Raw genomic sequence first — 17,913 nt, 5'->3', positions numbered from 1 at the left:
AACACTAATACTACATCATTAATTAAAAATCTATTGAAATGAATAGCACTTTAGGTAAGATAATTAATTTAAATTCAATGATTATAAGCTGGCCATTTCAAGAAGCAGAAAAAATACTACAAGAATTCCCTAATAAAAAAGAGATAATATTTGAGACTGGTTATGGTCCTTCGGGTTTACCACATATTGGTACTTTTGGGGAAGTTTTTCGTACCACAGTTATTGCAAACGCTCTAAAAAAAATAGCTCCTAGTATAAAAACCAAAATCATTGCAGTTTCCGACGATATGGATGGTTTGCGAAAAATACCAGATAATGTACCAAATCAGGAAATGCTAAGAGAGAATCTGAACAAGCCATTAACCATGATACCTGACCCATTTGGCACTCATGAGAGTTATGGTCATCACATGAATTCGTTGTTGTGTAAATTTCTTGATTTGTTTGGATTTGAATACGAATTTAGGAGTGCAACAGAGTGTTATAAATCTGGCGTTTACGATGAAAAACTTTTACTCCTGCTGAAAAATTATGATAAAGTGATGGACGTAATGCTTCCATCATTTCGGGAAGAAAGGCAGCAGACTTACAGTCCATTCTTTCCGATATGTCCAAAAACTTCCCAAGTTTTACAAGTTCCAGTAATTGAAACAAATACAGATAAAGGAACAATCACGTATGAAGACTCAAACGGGGAAAAAATAGAAGTTCCAGTGACAAAAGGAAAATGTAAACTGCAATGGAAACCTGATTGGGGGATGAGGTGGGCTGCATTCGGAGTTAATTACGAAGCTCATGGAAAGGATTTGACTCCATCTGCTGTGCTTTCAAGTCAAATATGTAAAATACTTGGAGAAAAGCCACCGCTTTTGTTTTGCTATGAGTTATTTCTTGATAAAGAAGGAAAGAAGATATCAAAATCAAAAGGAAATGGTATTTCAATTGAGGAGTGGCTAACTTATGCACCCACAGAGAGTTTAGCGTTATACATCTTTCAGAGCCCTAAAAAGGCTAAACGTTTATATTTTGATGTGATACCAAAATCAACTGATGAGTATTTGGAGTTTGTTAAGCGTTATAATGAAAGTAAAGAAAAGGATGTAAATAGCCCTGTATGGCACATCCACCAGGGTAAAGTTCCAAACGTAGAAACTTCAGGCATAAATTTTTCGTTACTTTCAAACCTGGCAGCAGCTTGTAATGCTGAAAATAAAGAGATTCTTTGGGGTTTTATATCAACTTATGCACCAAACGTTACACCAGAAAGCAACAAAATGCTAGATAGGCTTTCGGATTTTGCAGTTAGGTATTATCACGACTTTATCAAGCCAACAAAAGCGTATAAAGCTTCAAACGAAAAAGAGAAAGAAGCGTTACTAGATTTAAAGAACAACCTACATTCCCTGCCTATTACAGCCACTGCTGAAGAGATTCAATCTCAGGTTTTCTCCATCGGAAAAAAACATAATTACAATAACTTACGCGATTGGTTTCAGTTGCTATATGAAACGCTGCTTGGCCAAAAAACTGGTCCAAGAATGGGATCTTTTATCAAGCTTTATGGGATAGATAATACAATCTCTCTTATAGAAAGTGCTACTGAACGTACACTTTAGAGTTTACCTTCTTTCATTTGAGCCCTCTAGTTTTATTACTTGACAAACCTTCCCACTTTCCTTATTATACCGATAAAGGTATTTATCCTTGTTTTTGGGCTCAACGACAAAATTCAGTAAAAAACTCAGATATTTATTGGCAAATTACATAAAATTATAGCGGCTTTTTTTTATTTTTTCTACATTCAGCCAAATCGCGCTTGTTAGCACATTATCAATTTAAATTATTAAAACTCGCTATATGGGGATTCTTTTGTCTTTTTTTATTTAGCAAATTTCTTAATATTTACAACTAAAGTAATTTTAGAGAGCCAGCGCGTGACCAACCTGGTCAGCTTTCTGAATCCCAGTACTGGAATAACAAGAAAGAGGGCGCTGGGATGACACCATTTGCTGTCTTCAAAATGAATGTTCATACACCTAGGATGTTTAAACCTTAATTTTGTTTTGGTGTTAAGCAAGGTATCTAGATACCTTGCTAAATAAGAAAACTTGGAGAAAAGGAAGAAACTTCTCTTCTCCTACTTGTCGTGATTGTAATACTTTATATTGCCTGAGTAGCATGCTCGAATTTTCCTGTATTTGATGCATCTAGTTTATCACTAGGTTTTAGTGCAATATATGTGATACCACCAGTAACAAGTCCTGTAAGTACGAAAGCAGCAACAGCTATACCAATTAAAGCCAATATTGGTAATGCAACACCAGCAGCAAAACATCCACCACCAACTGCTAATGCAGCTACAACACCACAAACACTACCAATCATTATTGATTTATTAGTAGTTTTTACTATATTTTCTTCAGTTCTAGGCACGCTACTTTCAGACACTAAAGGCTTTTCATTACTTTCACAATTAGACATGCTATTTGCAAGTCTTGCTAGCCAATTATCAATTTTAGTTTCTTGCCCTTCATCTTGCTCTTGACTTTTTAATGTTTTTAAAATCTCCTGAAGTCTTTGACGATCATTTCCTTCTACACGAGCAAAAACTTCTTCTAACATATTATTATCTTCACTTGCTTCTAAAATAACTTTGATTTTTTTCTCACAATTACTGAAAGCCATAGCATAGCCAAGCAGTGTTAGATTATACTCTGCACCATCTGGTAACTTTTTAGTTATATTTGCAGTAGTAAGAACTTTTCCTTTATCTTCACTTGCTTCTAAAATAACTTTGATTATTTTCTCAAAATTATTGAAAGCCATAGCATAGCAAAGCAGTGTTAGATTATACTTTGTACCACCTGGTAAATTTGTAGTTATATTTGCAGTAGTAAGAACTTTTTCTTTATCTTCAATTTCTTCTAAAATAACTTTGATTATTTCCTTGAAATTAATGAGATTCATAGCATAGGCAAGCGGTGTTAGATTATACTTTGTACCACTTGGTAACTTTTTAGTTATATTTGCAGTAGTAAGAACTTTTTCTTTATCTTCAATTTTTTCTAAAATAACTTTGATTGTTTCCTTAAAATTATTGAAATTCATAGCATAGCCAAGCAGTGTTAGATTATACTCCTTACCACCTTTTACTTTTTAGTTATATTTGCAGTAGTAAGAACTTTTTCTTTATCTTCAATTTCTTCTAAAATAACTTTGATTATTTCCTCAAAATTACTGAAATGCATAGCATAGGCAAGCGGTGTTAGATTATACTTCGTACCATCTGATAACTCTTCATTTATATTTGCAGTAGTAAGAACTTCTTTTAATATCTCTGCTTCTTTAATTACTTTAAGAGTAAGAATAATATCCTGTTTACTTTTTATCGCATCCTTTAACCGATCATATAATTTCTTTTGTTCCGCTGTTAAATCTTCATACTTTGTCATATCAAACTCTCCTATATAATATACTTTAATTACTATATACTTAAGCAATAAAGTCAAGAATTTAATTAACTATCATAAACACTCAAGCAAGAAAAAGGGGCTTTTGTGCGAGCGTTATTAATCTTCAGTTTAATAGGATAAGATTCGTCAACGTTTCTGTAAGTATCTTCTATATAGAAGAGTTGCTACCAATAAAGCCTAAGCTGACCAAATACATTTCTGTAGATTCAGATCTACTTGATTTTGGTTTGAAGTATCTTACTGTTTTAAACATTTTTTTTAGCTCATTGCAGAAATCTTTATCAGACTCTCCTTGAAAAATTTTTACTACAAATTTGCCATCATGATTCAAAAAATGCTTTGCAAAATTGAGCGCTGCTTCGCATAAAAGCATAATTCTGATATGATCTAACGATTTTAAACCGCAAGATTCTGGTGCCATATCAGATAAAATTACATCAAATTTGTGATCCTTGAATTTTTCTCTTAAAATTTCAAGTTCGCTGATAATATCACACTGTATACACTCTACTCCACTAATTGCGTTTATTGGTTTTATGTCAACAGCAATCACACTCGCTCCTTTCTTAGATGCAACTTGTGACCATCCACCAGGAAAAGCGCCAAGATCAATAATTTTTTGCCCTTGTTGGAGTAGTTTAAATTTATCGTCTATTTCTATTAACTTATATGCCGAGCGCGATCTATAACCGTCCTTATTGGTTTTTTGCACATACTGATCATTCAAATGGCGATGTAGCCATCTTGTTGAAGATAACTTTCTACCTCTAGCTGTTTTTACTCTGGTCTTTATACTAATAACCTACTTATTATTGATTATATCTTTGAGCTCTTTTTCAACTACTTCTTTTACCAATTCATGTAGATACTTATTCAGCCACTCTGAAAGCTGAGGTTTTAAAAGAGATACAACTAATTCTTCAACAGTAAGATCCGCTCTTTTTTGTTGTTTATGCCGTAGTTCGCTTTGCATCTTTTCAAGCAATGTTTTAATTTCCTCCATATTTTCTTTTAAAACTAAATGCTCGTTACTTTGTTCTTGATAGCTCACTTTGTTATTACTCATTTGGATATTATCATACAAATTTTTCTCTTCTGAGTTGTAACTATGGCTATTAAATTGGTTATTCATTTTCTCACTTTGGCAATTATTCTCTTCTTCACTATTTTCTTTTTCTTCGATGTCTTCTGGATACTCCTCTTCAAGGCATAATACGTCATCATCTTCATCTATTATTTCTGCTCTATCGCCACTTGGATTTTTACCCGATATAGCTTTTTTTATATCTTCTAGTATATCTTTTACAGATTGATTATCGCTCATACCATTAAATTTAAAGGTTTATACTATTTATCATAAAAAGCAAGTTGTAAACACTAATTACATAATTGCTTTTTGCCTGAATTAGATCGGAACGTGCTTTAAATAATTCATCTTCAGTATCCAAAAGATCAGATGTGCTCTTTAAATTTAAGTTTACTTCTTGCTCAACTCCTTCCAATGCTAAAGCTGCTGCTTTTTCTGCTTCTTGACTTGCTTTAATAATAGCTTTTGCTGTCAGCACGTTATTCCAAGCATTTACAACTGCTTCTTCTATATTTTTTACTGCTTCGTAATAATCGTAAGTGTATTGTTTTGCATCCATTTTAGCTCTACTAACACCAAAAACATTAACTCCTCTTTTAAAGATCGGAATATCAAGAGTAAAGACAACATTCACATTTTCTAGTAACGTGTCCAATTTTATATTGTCCTTTCCAAAATTTTTACTTGCGCTTAGATTCAAAGAAGGAAGCCACTTGGAAGTTTCAGCGATCACTTCCATTCCGGCTGCTCTTTTTTGATAAACTGCTGCTTTTAGGGACAAGTTATTAGTTTTTGCTAATTGTAAACATTCATTTAGCTCTGGAACAGAAGGTAATTTATCATTAGCTTCAGAAAGTTCATCAGCATCTTCGCCAATCAAATGATAATAAGCAATATTTGCCAATTTTAATTTACCTTCAGCATCAACTCTTTCGGATATAGAAGACGAAAATTTTGCTTTTGCTAGCAAAACTTCAGCATTAGTAACTTCTCCAAGGGAAAAGCGTTTTTTCATAGCTGACAAATGCTCTAAAGAAACACGCTCTTTATGTTCTCTCAGTTTTAATATTTCTGCCTTTTGTAAAACATTAACATATGCTTTCACAGCGCTGAGTGCAACTTCTTGCTTTGACTGCTGAAATCTAATTTTTGCTGCTTTAAGAAGATGACTTGATCGGCTAAATGTAGCAAAAGTGCCCCCACCGTCTATTATTCTTTGGCTTAATGTTAGACGCTTTCCAGAGTTTTGTCGATCGTTAATAATATTAAAATTACTATCGAAATTATATTGTAAATTAATGTCAGGTAAAAATCCAGCCAATCCAGAAGATTTCAGCTGTTTTTCAGCACTCTTATATTGGTAAAACTGAGACTTTATTTTTGAGCTGTTTTTGATAGCTTTGCTTATGGCTTCTTCCAAATCGATTGCATAGCAACCTATAGTACCAAAAGCAATTATAAGTATAATAATCAATCGAAACATTTTGCTTTCTAGCATGTTGTTTAAGTTATTAGCATAAATTACTTTAATAATCAATAACTAATGTTGTAACTAATGTTGTTGACACTATCAAGCAACTCAGTGTATCATAATCTACTGTTATGTATTGATATATGAAAACTTTTTTCTTAAAAGAGAAACAAGTCGATAAAAAATGGCTTGTTATAGATGCAGAAGGATTAGTAGTAGGAAGGCTTGCAGCGTTTGTAGCAGCGCTATTGCGTGGAAAGCATAAGCCTGAATACACACCTCATATGGATTGTGGAGATAATGTAATTATTGTTAATGCAGAAAAGGTACATTTTACCGGAAAGAAACTTAAAGATAAAATCTACTATAGGCATACAGGTTATTCTGGTGGTTTAAAGAAAACTACTCCAGATAATATTTTAAATGGCAAATTCCCTGAGCGTGTGATAAAAATGGCAGTAAAAAGAATGCTTGATGATGGTCCTATGGCACGTAGACGGTTTAAAAATTTGTATGTTTATTCTGGTTCAGAACATAAGCATCAAGGACAGCAACCTGAAAAAATAGATTTTGCCTCTTTAAATCGTAAAAATAAGAAATAATGGAGTAAAAAGTGAAAATAAATAATAATGATCAGCCAAAAAAGGCAATGATTGACTCACTTGGTCGTTCATATGCTACAGGTCGAAGGAAAGAATCTGTAGCAAGAGTATGGATAAAGCCAGGAAGTGGAAAATTTAGTGTTAATAAAAAAGATGATTTAATTTCTTATTTTAAAAGAGAATCAGTGTGTCAAATGATTAAAGCGCCATTCATAGTAACTTCTATGTTAGATAGGTATGATGTGTTTGCAACTGTAAAAGGTGGAGGACTATCTGGCCAAGCAGGTGCCTTAGCTCATGGAATAAGCAGAGCTTTAAGTAGTATAAGTCAAGATCTACACTCTATATTACGTAAGGGTGGATTCCTAACTAGAGATTCACGTGTTGTTGAGCGTAAGAAATATGGTCAACATAAAGCTCGGAAAAAATGTCAGTTTTCTAAGAGATAATTGTTTCATAATGGTATTTTTTTGTAAATATTATACAAGTTCTTACAAGGTTTTATGACATTTTCTCTTTTTATGACGAATTTAGTTGACTATTGGCATTAGCATAATATGCTGTTTATGTAATTTTTTAATATTAAGGTAATTTATGAGTAAAGAAGATATAGTAAACCAACTGAGTCAAGAGTGCTCTAGTCAAGGTATAGATATAACAAAAGCTAGTTTGAGTAAGCTTCATGATATTTTTATGGAAACAATCAAGAACGATCTAAATCGTAAAGGTGAAATACGTTTGCATGGAATAGGGACATTCTCTACTGCTATAAGTAAGGAAAGACAATGCCGTAATCCTCAAAATGGTGAGATTATGACCGTTCCTGAAAAGAAAAGAGTAAGGTTTAAAGCAAGTCAAGCTCTTTCAAGTACTTTAAATACCAAAGAGAAAGTATAAGCTACTTAGATATTGTCATTTTCATCTTTTTAGTTACACTATGTAAGCCATGAAATATAGCCTCGCTGATTAAAGAATGGCCTATATTAAGAGCTGAGATGTGAGGTATCTCTTTTATTCTTTTAGCATGTTTATAATTTATGCCATGCCCTCCGTGGCATTCTATTCCTAGCTTATTAATGTATTCTGCAGAGTTAGTAATAAGTTTTAATTTTTCTTCTGATGGATTATCACAGTAATCCCCTGTGTGAATTTCTATTATGTCAGGCTTTCTTTCTAGCTTCTCAAGATATTTTAGTTGATTAATATTTGGATCGATAAATAGTGAGACTTTTATGTCAAAGCTATGCATTTCCTCTATTATACCAGAAAGTTTACTGTGCATATTCACGATATTCAGGCCACCTTCGGTTGTTAATTCTTCTCTTTTTTCTGGTACTATACAAATCGAATAGGGTTTTACTTCTTTTGCTATTTTGAGCATTTCTTCCGTAGCTGCGATTTCAAGATTTAACTCAGTGCTAATGTTTTGTTTTAGATTGAATACATCCTCATCTCTGATATGCCTTCTGTCTTCTCGTAAGTGTACGGTGATAAAATCTGCTCCAGCATCAATAGCTATTTTTGCTGCTTTTAATGGATCTGGATAAGAAGCTCCACGTGCGTTGCGAAGGGTTGCAACGTGATCAATATTAACGCCCAATTTCACAATTTACCTCAAAAATTATTTTAAATTATACATATTATTAGATCTTATGCATGTCATTGTTTAATGCCATAGCTGAAAGACGGAGCTAGCAGTTATACCAATTCTCATTGTTGGCAAGTCAAATAAGAAACATTCAAAATTATTTGATTGTGGAAGTGGAAAGAGAAGTAATAAATTTGCATACACTTGCCCTTTTTTACAGTTAATCTAGTTTATAGAACTACTCGTGGTAATCCAAACAAGATTTTTTCTCATAATCAAGTTATAGTAAACGGGGAAAATTTTTCGCATCTAAAAAATTTTAGATTTAGGATTGAAATTAATAAGTGGAGTGATTATGTAATGCATGTATTAGTAAAAGGAGGTACAACATGAGTAATATAGTTCATTTAAATAAAAACAATAATCGTGATAATTTTAGTGTAAGAGGGTTACAAAGAGCCGTTGATGACATATTTGATAGCTTTTTTACAGGATGGAACCCAGAGCTTTCCAAAAGAGGCAGTAGTCTACTACCAGTTTGTGATTTTTATGAAACAAAGGAAAGCTATTGCCTATCATTAGAGTTACCAGGTATTCCTAAAGAAAGCATAGACATTAGTATATCTGGCGATAACTTAATAGTGAAGGGTGAAAAAACATGTAATAATGAATCAAAAGATAAGCAGTTTTACCATAAAGAAAGGTACTATGGTTCTTTCTATAGATCTATTCAACTTCCAACAAATGTAGAGCAAGATAAGGTATCTGCCAACTTTTTAGATGGGGTATTGCATGTAACCATACCTAAGTCAGAGAAACACATCAAGAAAATTGATGTAAAGTAACCAGTAAGTAATAGCAGGCTTCTGACCTTGAGGCTTGCTATTTTAATATCTGTTCAGCAGAGTGGCAAAATAAGGTAAACGAGAAAAGACAACTAAATGAATGTCATGAAAGTAGCTGATGCTGGCTCCCTTATGAAGGTGTCATCTTAGCACCCAGACACTGATTTTTTAATTGAAAATGTTGTCTTGTTTGTGATAAATTTTGCTCGATGCCAGTGTCGAGCACTGGCATGACATTATAGAAGCTGGAATTACAGTGTCAGCTACTTGAATGACAATATTTGCTGTGTAATTTACCTTAAAAAAGGAATATTCCTACAGCTACGTGTAAGCTACTTTCATGACACTCATTTAGTTGTCTTTTTTGCCACTTTGCTGAACAGATATGCAAAATATTAACTTAGCAATACAAAAAATTATCTATAGATTAGACACACCATTAGATCTTATGCATAGTCATTTTTTAATGCCATAGCTGAGAGACGGAGCCTGCTCCCCTTATCATGAAACTGAAGTCTATATGGTACCACAGTATAATGATATAATAAAATATGAAAAAAATACCAATAAAAAAAGGCAAAAAAAGCCCGTATTAACTTTAACAATTTAAAATGATTTAATGTGAAAACCATAGGCGCCAATTGTTTTTTTAACTTAAAAATAAAAGTCAAGTATCAGGAATTCTAGACATAAACCCTCCTATATGAATAAAGAGCTAGCAAAAATAAACTTATATATTTTTTGCTGAAATTTGATTATTTGGTGAAAAAACCTGCAGGTGAAGATAGATTTTGGATCCTAAAAAATCTTCATTCTCCACTATAATGAAGCCACCAGAGTCTGTCAAGTAATTTTTTATTTAAACTGCTCGCAATCTTTTTATACACTCATCTTTACCAAGAATTACCATGATATCGATGATTCCAGGCGCATCCATTATTCCAGTTATTGGGGCGCGTAATGAGTGGTATATATCGCTCATTTTTATATTATGTAATTTTGAAAATTCCTTAATCTGAGAAGATAAAAAATTCTTATTCCAATCTTCACTACCTACACTCGAAAGAAATGATGCAAGTAACTTAATTACATTGAGGTTGGATTTGACAATTTGCTGAGCTTCTTCACTAAAATCAACTTGAATATAAAATTTTGCTAAGTCCAATAATTCGGTCAGATAGTTTGCTCTTTTTTTCAGCTCTGTCAGTCCCTGCAGTAAATAGCCTTTTTTTTTGTCAGTTAGAGTATTTTCTCTAAGCATTAGAGTCAGAATATCTTCATTGCTCATATTACTAATATAATGATTATTTAAATGCTCCAGTTTTTTGAAATCGAGCCGTGCAGGTGAACGACCGATGCTTTCTAAATTAAACCACTCTATTGCTTGCTCATCGCTAATAATCTCATCGTTGCCATGACTCCAGCCAAGTCTTAGCAAGTAATTACGCATTGCCTGTGGCAATATTCCCATCTTTTCATAATCGCAAACACTTGTAGCCCCATGTCTTTTAGATAACTTATTCCCGTCTTCTCCATGAATTAGCGGTACATGTGCAAAGCGTGGGACATCAAAATCAAGAGCCTGATATATTAGTAATTGCTTGAAGGTATTAGTGAGATGATCAGAGCCACGTATAATATCGGTTATTCCGGCATCATGGTCATCAACCACTACAGCAAAAATATATGTTGGAGTATTGTCAGAGCGCAAGATTACTATGTCATCAAGCTGATCGCCACTTATTGTAACTTGGCCGTATATTTTATCGTCAACAACAATATCTTCTGAGTCTGGCACTTTGAAACGGACAACAGGGTTTGCGCTTGATGTCGAATGAGTACACTTATGCTTATATATTTTTCCTTCTTCTCTTGCTCTTGCCTTCTTTTCTGCAACTTCATCTTCAGGGCAGTAACAGTGATACGCCCTACCCTTTTCAACTAAAAGATTTGCAACTTCAATATGTCTAGCTATTCTTCTCGATTGGTATATTATTTCTCCATCATAGTTTATTCCAAGCCATTTTAACCCATCTATTATTGCATCAATTGCTTCCTGTGTTGAACGTTTTCTGTCGGTATCCTCAATCCTTAGTAAAAACTGGCCACCATGACGCTGCGCATAGAGCCAATTAAACAAAGCTGTGCGAGCTCCTCCAATATGTAAAAATCCTGTTGGTGATGGAGCGAATCTAGTGACTATACCTGGCATATTTGTCTATTGTGATAACGTAACCGATGATAACTAAAATTTGTACTTGCAACAACGTGGAACTATAGTAAATTTGAAAGATCAATTTACATTTATTTTTAACAAACTGCATTGTATAATTTAATATTAGTGAATGCAGTGAGGTGTATATATGGATAATTTATTTGAAATTGCAAGACGAGTTGTAACAAAAGAGGATGAAAATAAATTTATTGAAGCTTGCAAGAAAAGAGTTGCTTGTGTAGCTAAGCATAGAATTGATGAAAATGGAAACCCATTTCATATAGCAGCAAGTAAAGGGTTTCTATTATCTGCGTTACAGAAGATCATAAAGGATTTAGAAAAAAGTACCAGGGTTGAGGTTGAAAAAGCAAAAGAAGCCAAAGACTGGGAAGAAGTAAAAAGATTAGAAAAGGAACTTAAGAATAATAAGAAATATATTAAGGAAGCACTCCTCGATAAAAGCTATATTAAGGATAATAAGGCAGTATCACCTCTTTACTTCTTGGATCCTTCAGAGCAGAAGGAAGTTAAGCAAATTGCAGATATAAAATGTGGCTTTATATGTAATAAGAAGTTTCATATATGCTTATATACAGTAGGAGCTATAGTGTGTGCTACCGCTATGTGTGTATCTTTGTATCTTCTATTTTCGGCTTCTCAATCTCTTGCATTGGCTTCAATAGCAACAATAGCTTCTGGAGGATCTTCATATCTGTTATTTAAGGCATGTAATGAAGTATATGGCCTCTATAACGAAAGTACTATAGTGACAGATCCTGATGTTATGCAACTTTTAGATAGTGGTTTAGCCCCAGTGTGAAGTATTTGCAGGTAGTAATATAGAAATTTACTTTCTTAACTTAAGAAAGTATACTGATAAGATGATAAGAAAGAAGTATAGTAAGATTTTAGTAGCGAACAGAGGGGAGATTACCTGCAGGATAATCAAAACTGCGCACAAGATGGGCATATCTTGTGTGTCTGTGTACTCAGATGCAGATGCAAATTCTGTGCATGTAAAGCAAGCAGATGAGTCAAGGCACATTGGCCCTTCGCCTGCTTATCTTAGTTACTTAAATATCGAAAAAATATGCGAAGTAGCAGTTGAAACAGGTGCCGAGGCGGTTCATCCTGGCTATGGGTTTTTAGCAGAAAATCCAGATTTTCCCCGTGCTCTGGAAAAACATAACATAGATTTCATTGGTCCAAGTGCAGAAACAATAGAAGTTACAGCCAATAAAATAACAGCAAAAGAAGAGGCAAGAAAAGCTGGAGTAAATGTAGTGCCAGGATATATGGGTAAGATCGAAGATGCTGCCCACGCAGCCATCGTTGCTGAAGAGATTGGTTTTCCCGTTATGCTCAAAGCTGCATCAGGTGGTGGTGGCAAAGGAATGCGAATTGTATATTCCAAAAAAGAAATTGAACTAGCATTTACATCAGCAACAAATGAAGCAGAGAAAAGTTTTAAAGATGGTAGTATTTTCATAGAAAAATATATAGAACTACCAAGACACATCGAAATACAAATTATTGCAGATAAATACGGCAATATAGTGTGTCTTGGGGAGAGAGAGTGCTCGGTACAGAGGAATAACCAGAAAATAATAGAAGAAACACCAAGCCCATTTATTAGTGAAGAAGTAAGACAAAAAATGTATGCTCAATGTGTTTCTTTGGCAAGGCAAGTTGATTATTTTTCAGCAGGTACTGTCGAGTTTGTTGTAGATAAAGACCAAAACTTCTATTTTCTTGAGGTAAATACGAGATTACAAGTTGAGCATCCAGTAACAGAATTTATAACTGGAATAGACATAGTAGAAGAAATGATTAGAACTTCCTGTGGAGAAAAATTGAGATTCAATCAGGATGATATTAAACTTACTGGTTCTGCAATAGAAAGCAGAATTTGCGCTGAAGATCCATCAAAGAAATTTTTCCCTTCCAGCGGAAGAATAAAATATTACGATAAACCGGATGAAAATAATTATGTAAGAATAGATGATGGAGTAGCTAGCGGTTCAGAAATCAGCATGTTCTACGACTCAATGATTGCAAAAATTATAACCTATGGAAAAGATAGAATAGAGGCGATCAGCAGAATGCAAAAAGCTTTGTCTGAGTGCTATATAGGGGAAGTAATAAACAACATAGAATTTCTAGAATCCATCTTCCATAATCCAAATTTTATTGCAGCAAAGCTTCACACGAGATTCATTCCAGATCATTACCCTAGCGGGTTTCAAGGCGATTTTATCACAGAGGAATATATTAAAATATTTATCTTTACTGCACTGTATATTCACTTAGAAAATGAGGGAAAGTATTACAGTAAGTCAATAGATGAAGCATTCATAGTGAAAATAGACGATAATGAGTACTCCGTAAATGCAAAATATCAAGATAACACATTAACAACAGTATATAACCACAATAAATACTCCGTGGTAGGTAAGTGGAAACCAAGTTACAGGTTGTTATATATAACAATTAATGATGATACCAATATAGCACTTAAAATAGAAAGGCAAGGCAGCAAATACTTTATAAGACACGCAGGTATGAAAGCTAAATGTTGTGTATTGAAACCTTATGCAGCTGAACTAAGCAAATTAATGCTAAACAACAAAACAGAAGGGATTTCAGTAGACGCTGTAAAATCTCCAATATCCGGTTTATTGGTTAAATTACACGTCAATGCTGGAGATCAGGTAGAGGTAGGACAACCTCTATTTGTTGTAGAGGCAATGAAAATGGAAAATATAATATGTGCTGAATCAGAAATGGTGATAAAAAATATCCCTGTTAAAGAAGGAAAAAATATACATGCTGGTGATTTAGTATTAGATCTGGTTTCTTAAATAACATAAGCAGTATAAACTTGCCCCAAATAAGATAAATGAAAACATTTGATGGGCTATAGCAACGGCCATTGGTATATGCAGCAACAAAGTGACTACTCCTAGAATTACCTGAATGATGACGGAGAATAGCATAACATATAATGGTTTTATACTGGCATTTTTTATTGTGAGTATTGCTGTCAGAACTAATATCAGCAATGCCAATGCCCGGTGTATGAATTGCACTGTTACTCTATTTTCAAAGATATTTAGCCAAGCAGGCTGTAAGTAAAATAAATCTTCCGGAACAATTTGTCCATCCATCAGTGGAAAGGTATTGTAAATTAAACCAGCATTTAGCCCTGCAACAAATGCACCGAAGATTATTTGTACTGTCACTAGGATTAAAATTATCCATATGTAACATGTAATGTTGCTATTAATTTTAATTATCTGTTTTGGTTTGATTTGGTAATCAAAAAATTGATATGACAATAATGCAAAGATAACCAACGCAAGCAGTAAGTGAAGTGCGAGCTTATAGTGACTAACATGAGGATTAGATACCAAACCGCTTTTTACCATATACCAACCAGCAAAAGCTTGTAAAATTCCAAATAATAGTGCTGTAGATAACCTTATTACTGCATTTTTAGGTATTCTTTTTTTTAGTGTAAAGTATATAAATGGTAAGATAAAAACTAAACCTGTCAGCCTTGCAATTAACCTGTGCACATATTCTATTAAGTATATGGTGCGAAACTCTTCCATACTCATACCATAATTAAATGCTTTATATTCAGGTGTAGCTTCATATTTTGATTTTTCTTTTAGCCAGTCTTGTTCACTCAGCGGTGGCAATGTTCCGGTAATTGGTTTCCATTCCGTGATTGACAATCCTGCTTTTGAAAGTCTGGTAAATCCACCAATTCCCACCATGCAAATCACCATGAGAGAGCAGAGAAAAAGCCAAATAGCTACAGGTTTTGCTTCCATAATCCATGCTGAGTTTTATTCCATTGCTGAGGGTGAATAACAAATTCCCACAAAGCGAGAAAAGCTGCAACGCTATGTAGTAGACTATAGACGGGAAAAAATATTGATACTATATAAAAATAAAAAGGCATTTTTTGTTGTCTGATAGCTATTATCAAAAAAATCAAGTTAATACCGTATACTATTATAAAATAATATAAGAATAATTCATTGAAAATTTGAGTCAGCACCAATGAAAGTAACAAAAAAGGAGTCGTGAAAAATATAAAAGCTGAGGAACCAACAAAAAGGTTTAATAGCAAAACTCCCTTAAGCCCAGTGTGCTTAAAAAGTAATTTTATATTTTTTAAATGAACGATATAAGTTTGCATATAACCTTTAATCCAGCGTGCTCTTTGTTTGATCCAAGCAAACACAGTAATTGGTGATTCTTCCAATGTTTCTGAATCAATAATCCTGGTTTTATATCCCATTTGCGCAAGTCTCAAAACAAGGTCAGCGTCTTCAGTGACATTGTAAGCATCCCAAAAAAGCACTTTCTTTAAAATTTTCACTGAAAAATGGTTACTGCTACCACCCAAAGGTATTGGCATGTTCATTTTTTGAAATCCAGGCAAAAAATATTGAAACCAGTTCATATACTCGAGAGAAAAGAATTTTGTAAGAAAATTGCAACCAAAGTTATAGTAATTTAATTTCGCCTGTACACAAGCCAACTTTTCGTCGCCCTTATTAAATTCAATTAGTGCTTTTTTTAACTGCAACGGATCTGGCTTGTCATCTGCATCATATATTACCACATACTTTCCTCTAACAAAGTTCATAGCATAATTGCATGACTTAGCTTTTGTTCTAGGCAGAGAATGAGGCACTTTTATTACTTCAAAATACTGCGGTAAGGTGCATTTTTCTATAGCTGCTAACATTTCTTGGTCATCGCTCTCTATCACAAGCTTTACATCTAATTTTGGATAATCCAAACTTTCAATGCTCTTAATCAATTGCTTTATAACCGCATTCTCTTTAAAAGCAGGCAATAAAATAGTATATATAGGTTCATTCATCTTATCATAATCTGCTTTTTGGTTAGAAATTTTACGCAAGCCAAAAATTTTAGTTAAAAATTTGAATAAAGAACTAGAACACCCGATTATAAATATCAACACCAAAGCAAAATATGCATATTTTTTTGTCAGTGTTAAAGTCGAAATCATAACAAAGAAAGAGGAAAAAAAGATTGAACTGAGCCTAATGCTTTTAGCTGAAAAATTAGGATTCTTATAATATAAGTAGTTACTTGCGAATTCTGAAATACCAAAGTGTGAGTTAAGAAGATTTAAAATCTGTTTGCTATCTACTTTTATCAATACATATTCAATACCGTAATGAGATTCGACCCAAAGGTTGATATCTTGGCTTATGTCTTCAACCATAAAAAAAGTAGTATCATTTAATTTTTGCCAAGGAATTATATTAAACCTATAGTAGAAAAGTTTCTCTTGTTCTTTGCATAAACTAGAATCAAATTTAATTTTTTCTACATTATCAGTTTGAAGTACAGGCATTAAACTTAATGCAACTTTTTGCTCAAGTCACGTGAAAACGAAGATATAACCTCACTACTACGCTTATCATCTTTACGTTCATGCATTATTTTTTTTACAGCATCAGCAGCTATACTCGCTGTGTTAGCTTGTAAATCCCCAAGAGCTTTTTCAACTTGGTCAGTAACTTTCTTCAAATTAGAATGGGCATTTTCATCTAACGTTTGATCGAGTTGCTGTCTATTATGCTTAATAATACTATTAGCCTTATCAAGTGCTTCATTCATCATTTTGTTAACTTCTGCATCTAATCTTTTGTATTTTTCAGAAGATTTTTTGTAATACTCCAACATATCTTTTCTGAATTTTTCAGTTTCTTCACTTGAAAACTTGCTTTTGTTACGTTTATTGTTAAGCACGTTTTTTATTACCTTCCTTAACAATTTATATGAGAGGATAAAACCTACTAAAAAAGCAAGGCTTATAACTAGTAATGTAGACATAAAAACCCTAAAATTCTTTTGACACCAAGTCAGCAACAAATTCCTCTTCAATTTCAGAATTGGTTAACTTAGTATAGTAAATCAAAGCAATACTAGTAGCCATTTGTTTTAATTCACTAATATACTTAGATTTAAATTGTACTACCTTTTCTTCAACAAGTTTAATCATCTTCTTGTCTTCCTCTTCCAATATATCCTTAACATTCGCTCTCATTTCTTCTACTTGAGCAAATGCATCATCTATGATTTTTTTTGCCCGTACTCTAGCTTGATTTAAAGCTGCATTATACTTGGCAATTTGCTCTTCTGTAAGTCTTAAAAGGTGAATAGAACTATTAAATGAATCTAACACTTCTTTACTTCTAGTGCTTATTATTTCATCTAACTTCGGTAAAAACAAACAACTGACTACAAAAAAAAGTGAAGAGAAAAAAATTAAAAACCAAAAAATTTGAGAAGAGAAAGTTGAAACATCAAGCTGTGGCATCTGTTAAGCAGCAAATATTAATAACATTGCAAGTACAAACGCAAGCAACCCCATGATTTCAACCATGGCAGCACCAATATAAACGTAACTTTTCATTTTACCTTCTGACTCAGGATTTCTCGCAATCCCATTTAACATAGCAGAGAAGATATTAGCTATACCTAAACCAGCACCGAGCATTCCAAATACAGCCAAACCAATTGCTATAAATTTTAAAGCCACTAAATCCATATATTACCTTTAACTATTTCTTTATAAT

At 33.3% G+C, this 17,913-nt stretch carries 19 protein-coding genes; 7 read left to right on the top strand and 12 right to left on the bottom strand.

The window, feature by feature from the left end:
• Positions 1-38 precede the first annotated feature (38 nt).
• Entirely contained in the window at positions 39-1,616 is a 1,578-nt protein-coding gene (locus OPR44_RS01265; RefSeq protein WP_265015092.1) for a lysine--tRNA ligase, read from the top strand.
• Positions 1,617-2,160: 544 nt separating this feature from the next.
• Here the strand turns inward: OPR44_RS01265 and OPR44_RS01260 are convergent.
• From OPR44_RS01260 to OPR44_RS01240, 5 genes are all read right to left on the bottom strand, one after another.
• Positions 2,161-3,108, bottom strand: a complete 948-nt coding sequence (locus OPR44_RS01260; protein WP_265015091.1) for an SLC41A family transporter — start codon at positions 3,106-3,108, stop codon at positions 2,161-2,163.
• Between the two features lie 41 nt (positions 3,109-3,149).
• Complete coding sequence (locus tag OPR44_RS01255; RefSeq protein ID WP_265015090.1) at positions 3,150-3,452, bottom strand: hypothetical protein; 303 nt, start codon at positions 3,450-3,452, stop codon at positions 3,150-3,152.
• Positions 3,453-3,621: 169 nt separating this feature from the next.
• Positions 3,622-4,200, bottom strand: coding sequence for an RlmE family RNA methyltransferase (locus OPR44_RS01250; RefSeq protein WP_064085440.1), 579 nt, complete (start codon positions 4,198-4,200; stop codon positions 3,622-3,624).
• A gap of 75 nt (positions 4,201-4,275) precedes the next feature.
• A complete protein-coding gene (locus OPR44_RS01245; protein WP_264377422.1) occupies positions 4,276-4,797 on the bottom strand; it encodes a PopZ family protein in 522 nt (173 codons plus the stop codon).
• Positions 4,798-4,807: 10 nt separating this feature from the next.
• Positions 4,808-6,043, bottom strand: coding sequence for a TolC family protein (locus OPR44_RS01240; RefSeq protein WP_264377423.1), 1,236 nt, complete (start codon positions 6,041-6,043; stop codon positions 4,808-4,810).
• A 131-nt stretch (positions 6,044-6,174) separates the two neighbouring features.
• On the opposite strand from OPR44_RS01240, the gene rplM reads away from it, so the two are divergent.
• The 3 genes from rplM to OPR44_RS01225 all read left to right on the top strand — a co-directional run bounded on the left by rplM (position 6,175) and on the right by OPR44_RS01225 (position 7,530).
• A complete protein-coding gene (rplM, locus tag OPR44_RS01235) occupies positions 6,175-6,633 on the top strand; it encodes a 50S ribosomal protein L13 (RefSeq protein ID WP_265015089.1) in 459 nt (152 codons plus the stop codon).
• A 47-nt stretch (positions 6,634-6,680) separates the two neighbouring features.
• Positions 6,681-7,082, top strand: coding sequence for a 30S ribosomal protein S9 (gene rpsI, locus OPR44_RS01230; protein ID WP_052264863.1), 402 nt, complete (start codon positions 6,681-6,683; stop codon positions 7,080-7,082).
• Between the two features lie 145 nt (positions 7,083-7,227).
• Positions 7,228-7,530: an HU family DNA-binding protein gene (locus OPR44_RS01225; protein WP_264375023.1), complete on the top strand. Its 303-nt coding sequence runs from the start codon at positions 7,228-7,230 to the stop codon at positions 7,528-7,530.
• A gap of 1 nt (position 7,531) precedes the next feature.
• On the opposite strand, the gene OPR44_RS01220 is transcribed toward OPR44_RS01225, so the two are convergent.
• Positions 7,532-8,239 (bottom strand): pyridoxine 5'-phosphate synthase, encoded by a 708-nt coding sequence (locus OPR44_RS01220; protein ID WP_264375024.1) that lies wholly within the window; start codon positions 8,237-8,239, stop codon positions 7,532-7,534.
• 371 nt (positions 8,240-8,610) lie between these two features.
• Here OPR44_RS01220 and OPR44_RS01215 point away from each other — a divergent pair, with 371 nt between their 5' ends.
• Positions 8,611-9,066 (top strand): Hsp20/alpha crystallin family protein, encoded by a 456-nt coding sequence (locus OPR44_RS01215; protein WP_017532141.1) that lies wholly within the window; start codon positions 8,611-8,613, stop codon positions 9,064-9,066.
• Between the two features lie 859 nt (positions 9,067-9,925).
• On the opposite strand, the gene gltX is transcribed toward OPR44_RS01215, so the two are convergent.
• The gene (gene gltX, locus OPR44_RS01210) at positions 9,926-11,278 is read right to left on the bottom strand and encodes a glutamate--tRNA ligase (protein WP_265015088.1); all 1,353 of its coding nucleotides are present in this window, start codon (positions 11,276-11,278) and stop codon (positions 9,926-9,928) included.
• A gap of 151 nt (positions 11,279-11,429) precedes the next feature.
• On the opposite strand from gltX, the gene OPR44_RS01205 reads away from it, so the two are divergent.
• Both OPR44_RS01205 and OPR44_RS01200 read left to right on the top strand, forming a co-directional pair.
• On the top strand, positions 11,430-12,101 hold the full coding sequence (locus OPR44_RS01205) for an ankyrin repeat domain-containing protein (RefSeq protein WP_265015087.1): 672 nt from the start codon (positions 11,430-11,432) through the stop codon (positions 12,099-12,101).
• 61 nt (positions 12,102-12,162) lie between these two features.
• On the top strand, positions 12,163-14,142 hold the full coding sequence (locus tag OPR44_RS01200; RefSeq protein WP_265015086.1) for an ATP-binding protein: 1,980 nt from the start codon (positions 12,163-12,165) through the stop codon (positions 14,140-14,142).
• Here the strand turns inward: OPR44_RS01200 and OPR44_RS01195 are convergent.
• From OPR44_RS01195 to OPR44_RS01175, 5 genes are read right to left on the bottom strand one after another with little or no spacing between them, the layout of a single operon-like run.
• Positions 14,125-15,120 carry a COX15/CtaA family protein gene (locus OPR44_RS01195; RefSeq protein WP_265015085.1) on the bottom strand — a complete coding sequence of 332 codons (996 nt, stop codon included), beginning with the start codon at positions 15,118-15,120 and terminating at the stop codon, positions 14,125-14,127. The genes OPR44_RS01200 and OPR44_RS01195 overlap by 18 nt on opposite strands.
• The gene (locus OPR44_RS01190; RefSeq protein ID WP_320157100.1) at positions 15,102-16,685 is read right to left on the bottom strand and encodes a glycosyltransferase family 2 protein; all 1,584 of its coding nucleotides are present in this window, start codon (positions 16,683-16,685) and stop codon (positions 15,102-15,104) included. Before OPR44_RS01190 ends, OPR44_RS01195 begins: the two co-directional genes overlap by 19 nt.
• 5 nt (positions 16,686-16,690) lie before the next feature.
• A complete protein-coding gene (locus OPR44_RS01185; RefSeq protein WP_264377429.1) occupies positions 16,691-17,167 on the bottom strand; it encodes a F0F1 ATP synthase subunit B family protein in 477 nt (158 codons plus the stop codon).
• A 7-nt stretch (positions 17,168-17,174) separates the two neighbouring features.
• Positions 17,175-17,654: a F0F1 ATP synthase subunit B family protein gene (locus OPR44_RS01180; RefSeq protein WP_007302046.1), complete on the bottom strand. Its 480-nt coding sequence runs from the start codon at positions 17,652-17,654 to the stop codon at positions 17,175-17,177.
• A 3-nt stretch (positions 17,655-17,657) separates the two neighbouring features.
• Positions 17,658-17,885: a F0F1 ATP synthase subunit C gene (locus OPR44_RS01175; RefSeq protein ID WP_006014985.1), complete on the bottom strand. Its 228-nt coding sequence runs from the start codon at positions 17,883-17,885 to the stop codon at positions 17,658-17,660.
• Between the last annotated feature and the right edge of the window lie 28 nt (positions 17,886-17,913).

Source organism: Wolbachia endosymbiont (group B) of Camptogramma bilineatum, from assembly GCF_947251825.1.
Taxonomy (GTDB): Bacteria; Pseudomonadota; Alphaproteobacteria; order Rickettsiales; family Anaplasmataceae; genus Wolbachia.
Note: the sequence above shows the minus strand (reverse complement) of the source record. Positions and strands in the feature narration are given on the sequence as shown.

What these genes read in the sequence shown, in the direction of transcription:
- OPR44_RS01265 (WP_265015092.1), top strand. Translation starts at nt 39, where the DNA reads ATGAATAGCACTTTAGGTAAGATAATTAATTTAAATTCAATGATTATA.
- OPR44_RS01260 (WP_265015091.1), bottom strand. Translation starts at nt 3,108, where the DNA reads ATGAATTTCAATAATTTTAAGGAAACAATCAAAGTTATTTTAGAAAAA.
- OPR44_RS01255 (WP_265015090.1), bottom strand. Translation starts at nt 3,452, where the DNA reads ATGACAAAGTATGAAGATTTAACAGCGGAACAAAAGAAATTATATGAT.
- OPR44_RS01245 (WP_264377422.1), bottom strand. Translation starts at nt 4,797, where the DNA reads ATGAGCGATAATCAATCTGTAAAAGATATACTAGAAGATATAAAAAAA.
- OPR44_RS01240 (WP_264377423.1), bottom strand. Translation starts at nt 6,043, where the DNA reads ATGTTTCGATTGATTATTATACTTATAATTGCTTTTGGTACTATAGGT.
- rplM (WP_265015089.1), top strand. Translation starts at nt 6,175, where the DNA reads ATGAAAACTTTTTTCTTAAAAGAGAAACAAGTCGATAAAAAATGGCTT.
- rpsI (WP_052264863.1), top strand. Translation starts at nt 6,681, where the DNA reads ATGATTGACTCACTTGGTCGTTCATATGCTACAGGTCGAAGGAAAGAA.
- OPR44_RS01225 (WP_264375023.1), top strand. Translation starts at nt 7,228, where the DNA reads ATGAGTAAAGAAGATATAGTAAACCAACTGAGTCAAGAGTGCTCTAGT.
- OPR44_RS01215 (WP_017532141.1), top strand. Translation starts at nt 8,611, where the DNA reads ATGAGTAATATAGTTCATTTAAATAAAAACAATAATCGTGATAATTTT.
- gltX (WP_265015088.1), bottom strand. Translation starts at nt 11,278, where the DNA reads ATGCCAGGTATAGTCACTAGATTCGCTCCATCACCAACAGGATTTTTA.
- OPR44_RS01205 (WP_265015087.1), top strand. Translation starts at nt 11,430, where the DNA reads ATGGATAATTTATTTGAAATTGCAAGACGAGTTGTAACAAAAGAGGAT.
- OPR44_RS01200 (WP_265015086.1), top strand. Translation starts at nt 12,163, where the DNA reads ATGATAAGAAAGAAGTATAGTAAGATTTTAGTAGCGAACAGAGGGGAG.
- OPR44_RS01195 (WP_265015085.1), bottom strand. Translation starts at nt 15,120, where the DNA reads ATGGAAGCAAAACCTGTAGCTATTTGGCTTTTTCTCTGCTCTCTCATG.
- OPR44_RS01190 (WP_320157100.1), bottom strand. Translation starts at nt 16,685, where the DNA reads ATGCCTGTACTTCAAACTGATAATGTAGAAAAAATTAAATTTGATTCT.
- OPR44_RS01185 (WP_264377429.1), bottom strand. Translation starts at nt 17,167, where the DNA reads ATGTCTACATTACTAGTTATAAGCCTTGCTTTTTTAGTAGGTTTTATC.
- OPR44_RS01180 (WP_007302046.1), bottom strand. Translation starts at nt 17,654, where the DNA reads ATGCCACAGCTTGATGTTTCAACTTTCTCTTCTCAAATTTTTTGGTTT.
- OPR44_RS01175 (WP_006014985.1), bottom strand. Translation starts at nt 17,885, where the DNA reads ATGGATTTAGTGGCTTTAAAATTTATAGCAATTGGTTTGGCTGTATTT.